Source organism: Knoellia aerolata DSM 18566 (assembly GCF_000768695.1).
Taxonomy (GTDB): domain Bacteria; phylum Actinomycetota; class Actinomycetes; order Actinomycetales; family Dermatophilaceae; genus Knoellia; species Knoellia aerolata.
In genome coordinates, this window is sequence record NZ_AVPL01000089.1 from 1 (window position 1) to 10428 (window position 10428).

At 74.2% G+C, this 10428-nt stretch carries 10 protein-coding genes; 7 read left to right on the plus strand and 3 right to left on the minus strand.

From position 1 onward, the window contains the following. The 5 genes from N801_RS17885 to tsaD all read left to right on the plus strand — a co-directional run. The coding region (locus N801_RS17885; RefSeq protein ID WP_156996898.1) for an alpha/beta fold hydrolase at nucleotides 1-1232 on the plus strand (1232 nt) is incomplete at its 5' end. After that, nucleotides 1229-1684 carry a tRNA (adenosine(37)-N6)-threonylcarbamoyltransferase complex ATPase subunit type 1 TsaE gene (tsaE, locus tag N801_RS17890; RefSeq protein ID WP_035940644.1) on the plus strand — a complete coding sequence of 152 codons (456 nt, stop codon included), beginning with the start codon at nucleotides 1229-1231 and terminating at the stop codon, nucleotides 1682-1684. The genes N801_RS17885 and tsaE, both read left to right, overlap by 4 nt. Beyond that, nucleotides 1678-2337, plus strand: a complete 660-nt coding sequence (tsaB, locus tag N801_RS17895; RefSeq protein WP_035940658.1) for a tRNA (adenosine(37)-N6)-threonylcarbamoyltransferase complex dimerization subunit type 1 TsaB — start codon at nucleotides 1678-1680, stop codon at nucleotides 2335-2337. Before tsaE ends, tsaB begins: the two co-directional genes overlap by 7 nt. Next, nucleotides 2334-2798, plus strand: a complete 465-nt coding sequence (rimI, locus tag N801_RS17900) for a ribosomal protein S18-alanine N-acetyltransferase (protein ID WP_035940646.1) — start codon at nucleotides 2334-2336, stop codon at nucleotides 2796-2798. Before tsaB ends, rimI begins: the two co-directional genes overlap by 4 nt. Beyond that, nucleotides 2795-3838, plus strand: coding sequence for a tRNA (adenosine(37)-N6)-threonylcarbamoyltransferase complex transferase subunit TsaD (gene tsaD / locus N801_RS17905; RefSeq protein ID WP_035940649.1), 1044 nt, complete (start codon nucleotides 2795-2797; stop codon nucleotides 3836-3838). Before rimI ends, tsaD begins: the two co-directional genes overlap by 4 nt. Nucleotides 3839-3943: 105 nt before the next feature. Here tsaD and N801_RS17910 read toward each other — a convergent pair whose 3' ends face one another. Then, the gene (locus tag N801_RS17910) at nucleotides 3944-5236 is read right to left on the minus strand and encodes a glycoside hydrolase family 3 N-terminal domain-containing protein (RefSeq protein ID WP_084109225.1); all 1293 of its coding nucleotides are present in this window, start codon (nucleotides 5234-5236) and stop codon (nucleotides 3944-3946) included. 39 nt (nucleotides 5237-5275) lie between these two features. Between N801_RS17910 and N801_RS17915 the strand changes: the two genes are divergently transcribed. Next, the gene (locus N801_RS17915; RefSeq protein WP_035940651.1) at nucleotides 5276-6247 is read left to right on the plus strand and encodes a nucleoside hydrolase; all 972 of its coding nucleotides are present in this window, start codon (nucleotides 5276-5278) and stop codon (nucleotides 6245-6247) included. Continuing rightward, nucleotides 6247-7077, plus strand: a complete 831-nt coding sequence (locus N801_RS17920; protein WP_035940653.1) for a PfkB family carbohydrate kinase — start codon at nucleotides 6247-6249, stop codon at nucleotides 7075-7077. Before N801_RS17915 ends, N801_RS17920 begins: the two co-directional genes overlap by 1 nt. An 84-nt stretch (nucleotides 7078-7161) precedes the next feature. Here the strand turns inward: N801_RS17920 and N801_RS17925 are convergent, their stop codons facing one another. Continuing rightward, nucleotides 7162-8400 (minus strand): class I SAM-dependent methyltransferase, encoded by a 1239-nt coding sequence (locus N801_RS17925; protein ID WP_035940655.1) that lies wholly within the window; start codon nucleotides 8398-8400, stop codon nucleotides 7162-7164. Nucleotides 8401-8450: 50 nt separating this feature from the next. Then, nucleotides 8451-10428: SpoIID/LytB domain-containing protein (locus N801_RS19990; RefSeq protein ID WP_156996899.1), on the minus strand; the 1978-nt coding region annotated here is incomplete at its 5' end.

Genomic DNA, 10428 nt, shown 5'->3' on the forward strand with positions numbered 1-10428 from the left:
CCGCCGGGGCCGCCGCGGCCGGCGTCGCCGCCGACCGTGCGGCCGCCGAACGTCGCCGGCTCAGCAGCCTGGACCCGCGCGACGGGTTCGCCCACACCCCCGACGAGGTCCTCAAGGTCATCGCGACCGACGGGCTCAACCTGCACGTGGAGATCGACACCCCGGACGACCTCGACCCCGACCTGCCGACGATCGTCATGTCGCACGGCTTCTGCCTCAGCCTGCGCTCCTGGGTGCTGCAACGGCGGGCGTTCACGCAGGCCGGCTACCGGGTCGTGCTGTGGGACCAGCGCAGCCACGGCGAGTCCGAGGTCTCGGACATCGAGCACTCGACGATCGACCAGCTCGCCCACGACCTGCGTGCGGTCATCGACGCGGCCTGCCCGGAGGGCCCGCTCGTCCTCGTCGGCCACTCGATGGGCGGCATGACGACGATGGCCCTGACGCGCCACCACCCCGACCTCGTGCGCGAGCGGGTGATCGCCGTGGCGTTCATCGCGACCGCCGCCGGCGGCGAGGGGCTCACCGACCTCGGCTTCGGGCCGCTGGTCGGGCGGGCGATCGGCCAGGTCGGCCCCCGGCTGCTGTCCCGGCTCGCGCCCCACCAGCGCTGGCTCGCCCCGGTGCGGCGTCTCGGGCGCAACATCGAGGACGTCGTCGTCGACCGCTTCTCCTACGACTCGCCCGTCAGCGAGGGGCTGATCCGGTTCACCGGCGACCTCATCCTCTCGACCCGGTTCGAGGTCATGGCGGCGTTCATCCCGGCGATCCAGACCCACGACGAGCTCGCCACCCTCGCCTTGCTGACCGACACCGAGGTGCTCGTCGTCAACGGCGAGGGCGACCTGCTCACGCCACCGCACCAGAGCGAGAAGATCGTCGAGCGACTCCCCGGCTCCGAGCACGTCATCGTCCGCGACGCCGGCCACCTCATCATGCTCGAGCACCCCGAGGTCGTCACCGGGCAGATCCTCGCGCTCGTCGACCGCGCCGAGGCCGACCTCGAGTCCGGGCTCAGCGTCCAGCAGAAGCCGCGGGTGCGGCGGGTCGTCCTCGACATCGCCAAGGGCCGCCAGGTCCGGCGGTCCCGGGCGAAGGCCGCGACCCAGGGCAAGGGCAAGGCCAAGACCGCGGCCACGGCCACGGCCACGGCTGCGGGCTCCGCGTCGGCGGCGGGTGCGGGCGCGGCGGGTGCGGCGGGTGCCGGCGCCACGGAGACGGTGTCGTCGTGACCGCTCGCGTGCTGGCGACGGCCGAGGACACCCGGTCCTTCGGTGAGGGCCTCGGTGCGGCCCTGCGCCCCGGCGACCTCGTCATCCTCACCGGCGGGCTCGGCGCCGGCAAGACCACCCTCACCCAGGGACTGGCCGCCGGACTCGGGGTGCGCGGCCCGATCACCTCGCCGACGTTCGTCATCGCCCGGGTCCACCCCTCGCTCGTGGGCGGGCCCGCCCTCGTGCACGTCGACGCCTACCGGCTGGCCGGTCTCGACGAGCTCGACGACCTCGACCTCGACACCTCGCTCGAGGACAGCGTCACTGTCGTCGAGTGGGGCCACGGGCTCGCCGAGGACCTCTCGGACGACCGCCTCGAGGTCGTGCTCGAGGCCGACCCCGAGACCGAGGCCCGCACCGTCTCGGTCAGCGGCCACGGCGAGCGGTGGCAGGCCGGCGCACCGTGCTGATCCTCGCCATCGACACGTCGACGTCCGCGATCACCGTCGCCCTGCACGACGACACGCGCGTCCTCGCCGCCGCGTCGCACATCGACCCCCGGGCCCACACGGAGTGGGTGAGCCCGCTCATCGCGTCGTGCCTCGCCTCGGCCTCGCTCAGCCCGGCCGACCTCACGGCCGTCGCCGTCGGCAACGGGCCGGGGCCCTTCACCGGGCTGCGCGTCGGCATCGTCACGGGGCTGACGATGGGCCATGCCCTCGGCGTGCCCGTGCACGGCATCTGCAGCCTCGACGTCCTCGCCGCCCAGGCCGCACCGACCGTGCGGGACGGCGAGCTCCTCGTCGCCACCGACGCCCGGCGCAAGGAGGTCTACTGGTCCCGGTATGCCGTCCGCTCCGGCCACGTGGAGCGGCTCACCTTCCCGGCCGTCGAGCGCCCGGCGGACCTGACCGACGACGTGCGCGCGCTGCCCACGGTCGGTCGCGGCCCGGTCCTGTGGCCGGAGCTGTTCCCGGACCCCGTCCCGGTGCTCGACGTCGACGCCGCCGTCCTCGCGCGCCTCGCGGTGGAGCGGGCGCGAGACGGCGAGGAGATGCCGGTGGAACCGCTCTACCTGAGGCGCCCCGACGCCCTGACGACCGCCGAGCGGGCGGCCCGATGAGCGTCCTTCGCGAGATGTCGTGGACCGACATCCCCGACCTCGTCCGGCTCGAGACCGAGGCGTTCCCCGACGACGCCTGGACCGAGGCCTCGTGGTGGGGCGAGCTCGCGGGTCGCCCGCGCCGCGACTACGTGACGGTGGAACGCGACGGTGAGCTGGCGGCATACGCAGGCATTGACCACGGCGGTCAGGTCGCCGACCTCATGACGGTCGCGGTGGCGCCCGGGCACCGCGGGTCAGGGCTCGGCGAGAGCCTGCTCGACGAGCTCGAGGCGCGCGCCGCCGCCGGTGGGGCCGAGGCCCTGATGCTCGAGGTGCGGGCCGACAACGCACCGGCGCGGGCGCTGTACGACCGGCGTGGCTACGCGGTGCTCAACGTCCGGCGCAGCTACTACCAGCCCGGCGACGTCGACGCCGTCGTCATGCGCAAGCTGTTGGGGGAGAGGGGTGCTGGGCCATGAGCGACCAGCCGCTGGTGCTCGGGATCGAGACCTCGTGCGACGAGACCGGTGTCGGCATCGTCCGCGGCGAGACGCTGCTCGTGGACGCCGTCGCGAGCAGCGTCGACGACCACGCGCGCTTCGGTGGCGTCGTGCCCGAGGTCGCCAGCCGGGCCCACCTCGAGGAGATGGTGCCGACGATCGAGCGCGCCTGCCGCGAGGCCGGCGTCGCTCTCAAGGACCTCGACGCGATCTCGGTGACCTCCGGTCCCGGCCTCGCGGGCTCGCTCATGGTGGGCGTGGCGTCGGCCAAGGCGCTGGCGCTCTCGCTCGGCATCCCGCTCTACGGGGTCAACCACCTCGCGTCGCACGTCGCCGTCGACATCGTCGAGCACGGGCCGTTGCCCGAGCCGACGCTGGCGCTGCTCGTGTCCGGGGGGCACTCGTCGCTGCTGCTCGTCCCCGACGTCACGAACGACATCCGCAGCCTCGGCTCGACCATCGACGACGCCGCCGGCGAGGCCTTCGACAAGGTGGCGCGCGTGCTCGGGCTGCCGTTCCCGGGCGGGCCCCACATCGACCGCGAGGCCCGCGGCGGCCAGGTGACCATCGACTTCCCCCGGGGGCTGACGACCGGGCGCGACATGGAGCGGCACCGCTTCGACTTCTCCTTCTCCGGGCTGAAGACCTCGGTGTCGCGCTGGGTGCAGGCGCGCGAGGCCGCGGGGGAGCCGGTGCCGGTCGCCGACGTGGCGGCGTCGTTCCAGGAGGCCGTCGTCGACGTCCTCACGCGCAAGGCGGTGCTGGCCTGCAAGGAGCACGGCGCCCAGCACCTGCAGATCGGGGGCGGGGTCGCCGCCAACTCGCGGCTGCGGGAGATGGCTCAGTCCCGCTGCGACGCCGCCGGCATCGAGCTGCGGGTGCCGCGACCCGGGCTGTGCACCGACAACGGCGCGATGGTCGCGGCGCTCGGCACCCAGATGGTGCTCAAGGGCCGGGAGGCCTCCCGCCTCGACCTGCCCGCCGACTCCTCGATGCCGGTGACCCAGGTCCAGTCCTGACCCGGGGACCGTTTTCCGCCGTCCCCGGAAAACGGGTCCCGAGCAGTGGAACTGTTCCCTTGCCCGGGCGCTGTTTCCCGCCGTCCCCGGAAAACGGTCCCCGGGTCAGGGGCAGCGGAGGAGGCCCATCCGCTCCTTGAGGGCCAGCACCCGCAGGACGGAGGTGTCGACGAGCGTCGCGAAGTCCTCGTCGGCCAGGGCCCGTGCGGCGAGCGCGTCGACCATCGGCCCCACCGACTCGGGGTCGCCCGTGAGCAGGATGTCCCCCCCGGCCTCGACGTAGTCCACGGCCCGCTGCGCGGCGGGGATCGAACGCACCGCCTTGGCGTTGACGTCGTCGGTGACGACGACCCCGTCGTAGCCCATCTGGCCGCGGAGCAGCCCGCTGATGATCGGCTTGCTGAACATCGCCTGCGTCTTCGTGGGGTCCAGCCCGGGGTAGCGCGCCGAGCTCACCATGACCAGTCCGGCTCCCGCCTTCACCCCTGCGGCGAACGGCGCGAGGAACGGGTCGTCCTTCGTCGCCACCGTGTCGGTGATGCCGGTCGTGTTGAAGTCGGTGTTGCGCTCGACCCGGCCGAGCCCGGGGAAGTGCTTGACGGTCCCCATGACTCCGCCGTCGATCATGCCCCGGAGGAACGCCGTCGACGCCTTCGTCACGGTGCCGGGGTCCGAGCCGTACTGGCGCCCGAACTTCCCGATCGGCTCGTTGGCCCGACCGATCTCGGCGGGCACCGTGTCCGTGACGGGGGCGAGGTTGACGTTGACACCGACGGCCCTGAGCTCGCGGGCCCACGTCGTGGCGGCGGCGGTGAGCTCGGGCGACGACATCTGCGCCTGCACCTTCGCCGACGGGGGCGCGGTGAATCCCGCGCCCCGGAGCTGGCGCACCTCGCCGCCCTCCTGGTCGGCCGCGAGGAGCAGCGGTATGCCGGCCGTCGCGGTGTCCGTGGCCTGCTCCTGGAGGTGGGTGCTCGCCTCCTTGACGCGCGCCGCGCCGTCCCATCCCCCGAGGTAGATGACGTTGCCGACGTGGCGCTCGGCGATGAGGCCGTCGAGGGCGGTGCGCGGCGCCGCGGTGTCGAAGGCGACCATCATGAGCTGGCCGAGCGACTGCTCCTCGGTGAGCCCGGCGGCCTTCTCTCGCGCGCAGTCGCCGGCGGTGACGGGACCTCCCGCGGACCCGGACGGGCTCGGGGCGACGGACCCGCCCGTCGTCGGCGGGGTCGTGCGCGTGGCGCTCCCGGCGGCAGTCCCCGTGGCGCTTCCCGACGCCGCCCCCGTGGAGCGGTCGTCCGCCTCGCCGCCGCCGCACCCGGTCGCGAGCAGCCCCACCAGGGAGGCGGCCACGGCGGCGGTGAGGCGGGGGAAGGACGAGGAGGTGGAGCGCGAAGTCACGGGAGCGACGCTAGCCGACGCACGGCATACCCTCGGTGCATGCCCATCCCCGTCATCCTCGACGTCGACACGGGCGTCGACGATGCGTGCGCCGTCATCCTCGCGAGTCGCCACCCCGACCTGGACCTGCGCGCGGTGACCTGCGTCGGGGGCAACGCACCCCTGCGCGACGTCGTCCGCAACACGCTCACGGTCCTCGAGGCCTGCGGGCGCGGCGACGTGCCGGTCGGCGCCGGAGCCTCGCACCCCCTCCTCGAGCGCCCGGTGGACGCCCGCCACGTGCACGGTGACGACGGCATGGCCGACCTCGGCTGGCCCGCGCCCACGATGACGGCCGACCCCCGTCACGCCGTCGACCTGCTCCGCGACCGCATCGAGGAGGGCCACGCGGCGGGGGACCCCGTGACGCTCGTCCCGCTCGCGCCCATGACGAACATCGCCCTGCTCGCGCGGATGTACCCGGGGTCGTTCGCGCGGCTCGGGCGGATCGTCTTCATGGGCGGCGGCGCGATGGTGAGCAACGCCACCGCGGCCGCCGAGTTCAACGTCTTCCACGACCCGGAGGCCACGGCGGTGGTGCTCGACGCGAGCGCCGACCACGACGTGCCGGTGACGATGTACGGGCTCGACGTCTTCTACGAGCCCCGGGTCACCCTCGCCGACGCCGAGGTGCTCGCGGCCCTCGACGATCGCGGGCCCGGTGCGCTGGCCGCGGGTCTGGTCCGCTTCATGAGCCACCGGTTCGGCGCCGACAGCGCCACCATCGGCGACGCCGGCGCGGTGGCCGTCGTCATCGACCCGGGCGCGGTGCGCACCGAGCGCCTCCCGGTCCGCGTCGAGCTCGCGGGCACCTGGACCAGGGGCCGCACCATCGTCGACACCCGGGACTGGTCCGGTGACCTCGACCACGACCCGCACGGCCTCGCCCACGCGCAGGTCGACGTGGCGCTCGAGACCGACGGTCCGCGGATCGCGCGGCTCTGGCTCGACACGGTCGCGGGCGGTCCCTGATGGGCCGGGTCATGGTCCTCGGCTCTCTCAACGTCGACCTCGTCACCCGGGTCGAACGCCACCCGCGCCCCGGCGAGACCCTCCTCGGCGACGGTCTGAGCCGGCTCGCCGGGGGCAAGGGCGCCAACCAGGCGGTCGCCGCGGCGGCCGCAGGCGCCCAGGTGCTCATGGTGGGGTGCGTCGGGGACGACGCCGGCGGGACGGCATACCGAGATCGTCTGCAGGACAAGGGAATCGACGTGAGCCGGGTGCGGGTCGTCGAGGGTGTGGCCAGTGGTCACGCCCTCATCGCCGTCGACGACCACGGCGAGAACAGCATCATCGTCATCCCCGGGGCGAACGCGTCGCTGGGTGACGCGGAGGTCCACGCGGTCGACGACCTCGGTCCCGGTGACGTGCTCCTCCTCCAGCTCGAGGTCCCGCTGCCGGTCGTGTGCAGCGCCGCCCGGCGCGCCGCTCACCGGGGCGCGCGGGTCGTCCTCAACACCGCCCCGTATGCCGCCCTGCCGACCGACGTGGTGGCCCTCGCCGACCCGGTGGTCGCCAACGAGCACGAGATGGTCGCGCTCGCGGAGTCCGGGACCGAGCCCGGGTCGCTCCTCGTGACCTTCGGCGCCAACGGCGTGACCTGGGACGGCGACGCCACGCCGGCCCACGCTGTGACCGCAGCCGACGTCGTCGACACGACGGGGGCGGGCGACGCGTTCTGTGGTGCCCTGGCGGCGGCGCTGGCGGCGGGCGCGGACCGTCCCGCAGCACTCGAGGCGGCGCTGGCGGCCGGGGCCGCGGCGGTGCGCCACGAGGGCGCCCAGCCCGACCCGGCCCTCTGACCCGTACCCAACTCGCCAATTCCCCCGTTCGGCACCGACACGCCGTGTACCCAACGGGGGAATTGGCGAGTTGAGGACCGGGGGTCAGGCGGGGGAGACGATGAGGGCCGCGGGGGAGCCGCCCACGCGGGTGAGCACGACCGTCGACTGCTCCCCGTCGCCGGCCTTGGTGCCGATCTTGAGGTCGCGGCGCAGCTGCTCGTCGTCCAGCCGGATCCCGCGCTTCTTGATGGTCAGCCCGGTGACGCCGTGCTCGCGCAGCCATCCGCGCAGGACCTTGACGGTGAAGGGCATCGCCTCGTGGACGGCATACCGGCGGGTCCACGAGAGCGTGGTGTCGCGCGAGGTGAGCACGTAGCCGGTGCCCTCGTCGGACTCCACCCCGCCGGTCGCCCGGGTGACGGCACCGACGAGCCCGGCCCGGATGACCGCACGGTCGACGTCGTGCAGCCACGTGCCGACGTCGGCCAGGGAGCCCGCGAGCGGGACCACCGGGTCCGCCATCGACTCGTCGACGACGGCGGGCACCGCGGCGGGGCCCATGACGCGGGCGGTACGACCCGGGCGCACGACGAGCGGTCCCCACCAGATCGCGCACTCGACGACGTCGCCCGCCCACGAGGTCCACTGGGCCTCGGTGCCCGCCGGGATCGCCGCGTGGTCGAGTCCGGGGCTGAGCTTGGCACCGGTGGCGGGCACCGCGGCCGCGACCTGCCGGACGAAGTCCCACGAGGGCGAGATCTCGTCGAGGCGGAAGGTGCGCCGCGTCCGTCCGCTGATGTCGGCGACGCCGCGGGTCCGCCGGGCCGGGTCGAGCCACGCACCGACGCGGTTGCGTCCGGGGTCGATCCCGACGTCGACGTCCTCGGCGCGACCGACGCGGGCACGGGAGTCGGGCCACGGGCGGAGGTTGGCGTCCGCCACGGCGGCGGTCACCGGGTCGGCGTCCACCGCCCGCACCGTCACCCCGAGCGAGGACAGGGTCACGGCGTCCGCCCCGATGCCGCAGCCGAGGTCGTGGACCGTGGCCAGGCTGCCCCGGCTGAACCGGTGGGCGTGGGCGACCGCCACCTCGAGCCGGGTCGCCTGCTCGAGCCCGTCGGGGGTGAAGAGCATGTCGGCGGCGAACTCACCGAACTTCTCCTGCGCTCTTGCACGCAGGCGCTGCTGGGTCAGGGCGGCCCCCGCGAGCTCGGGGCTGTGACCGGCGCGGCGCAGCCGCTCCTGGAGGCCGAGGACCGTGGCCTCGCTGTAGGGAGGCAGCGACCGCAGCAGCTCCTGCCCCTCCGGCGCCGCGAGGGCCCTCACCGTGCTGACGTCCACGCGCCAACCCTCTCACTCGCGCGCGAGGCTCACGGGGGAGCCGCGCGTCATCAGCTCCCGAACGTCAGGCTGGTCCAGCCCCGACCGATGGCCAGGCGCACCCGGAAGCCACCGGCGCCGTCGCCGCGGTAGGCCCAGAGCACGCCGGCGCCGTCCCGGGTGACGAGGTCGACGGCGCCGTCACCGTCGACGTCCCCGAGGCCCGTGAAGGCCGAGTAGCCACCGAAGCCGTTGCCGACCACCTTCGCACCGAGATAGGCGCCCGAGGCGGAGAAGCGCAGGAGGTAGAGGGCGCCGGTCGCGTTCTTGCCCATGAGGTCGGTGCCGCCGTCGCCGTCGAAGTCACCCACCGCCTCGAGCTCGCGCAGGCTGCCCCACCCGGACCCCTTGCTCACGCGTGCCTTCCAGCTCCCGGTCCCCGTGCCGGGGTAGAGCCACATCACGCCGGCCGAGTCGCGGCCGAGGATGTCCACGGCGCCGTCGCCGTCGAGGTCACCGGGCGCGAGGATCGCGGTGAACGTGTTCCACCCACCGCCGACCTTGCCCGACGACGCGATCGTGCCGCTGCCCGTGCCCTGGTGCAGGGTGAGCACGCCGGTCGTCATCGACCGGGTCATGAGGTCGGGGATGCCGTCGCCGGAGAAGTCTCCCGGGGCGACGACCTCGGGGACCGCCGGCCAGCCGGTGGCGACCCTGGTGCGGCCCAGCCAGCCGCCGCGGCCGTCGGTCGGGTAGTTCCACAGCGTGCCGGACGCGTCCCGCGCCACGAGGTCGGAGAAGCCGTTGCCCGCGAAGTCGGTGCCGACCGACGACCCGAGGGGGACGAACCACGTCGATCGGAGGTTGAGCCTGGACCGGAACGTCTCGGCGTCGACGGACTGCGACCCGGCCGTCCCCTGCAGGACGAGGGAGGTCGCCCGGCCGCCGAACCAGCCGCCCTTCCCGTTGCGGACCACCTGCATCGACCGGAAGGTGCCGATCGACGACCACGCGTTCTCGATGGCGCTCACCGGCATGGTGAGGTAGGTCCACGTGTCGGGGGCGTCGGTGTGGACGCCGTCGTAGGGGTCGGCCTTGGCGACCTGGTAGGGCAGGCCCGAGGCGACCGTCTGGCCGCCGTTGGTCGAGCTGAACTCGGTCAGGGCCATCGAGCCGCCGTAGGTGCGGACCTGGCCGGACGTGGCCGTGACCGCCGCGGTCGAGTTCGGGTGCTCGGGGTTGGAGCTGGAAAGCCCGGGGTAGACCTGGCAGGCCGTCGTGTCGCAGAGGTCCGAGGTGTAGGCGCCCCCGAGCTTCGCGGCGGCGTACGTCCGGGCGGCGACGGACTGGGCCTTGACCGCCTCGAGGCTCCACGACGCCGGCATCTCCGCCGGGACGACCGACTGGAGGTAGAGGTCCATCGGGACGACGTTGATCGTGGCGGTGAACCCGACGAGGCCGGGCCGGTTGTCCTTGGCCGCCCGGATCCCCCCGCGGTACACGCGGTTGCCCCCGGCGGTGCGCACGGTGAGGGTCGAGGCGCCGATCGAGCCCTCACCGACGAAGGTGAGGTCCGCGGCCGCGCCGAACCCCGCGCACGAGGTGGGGTGGTCCCACCAGGAGCTGACGCCGGCCGCGTTGGGGTAGTAGCCCTGGAGCGTCCACGCACTGCCGGCCCTGAGGACCCGCCACGACACGGCCCCCGTCTGGGTCAGGGCGGCGGTGCAGGTGCCGTCGGTGACCGTCAGCCCGGCCTCGGCGGCGACCGTCGTCGCGGTGGTGCCCAGCGCGGTGAGGCGCACCCGGACGTGGGGGTTGCCGATGTTCGAGGTCGTCGTGCTCGGGTAGTAGAAGTCGAGGATCTGCGCGGCGGTCCGGCCCTGGCTGGCCGCGCCCCGTGCGCCCCACTGCGACATCCCGCGACCGTGCCCGAACCCGCGCCCCCGCAGGCCGATGACCGGTCCTGCGGCGGCCGCCGACGTCCTCGCGGCTGCGGGCGTCGCGTCCTGCGTGACCCGCTGCGTGGCCAGGGCGTCCCCGGCCGGAGCG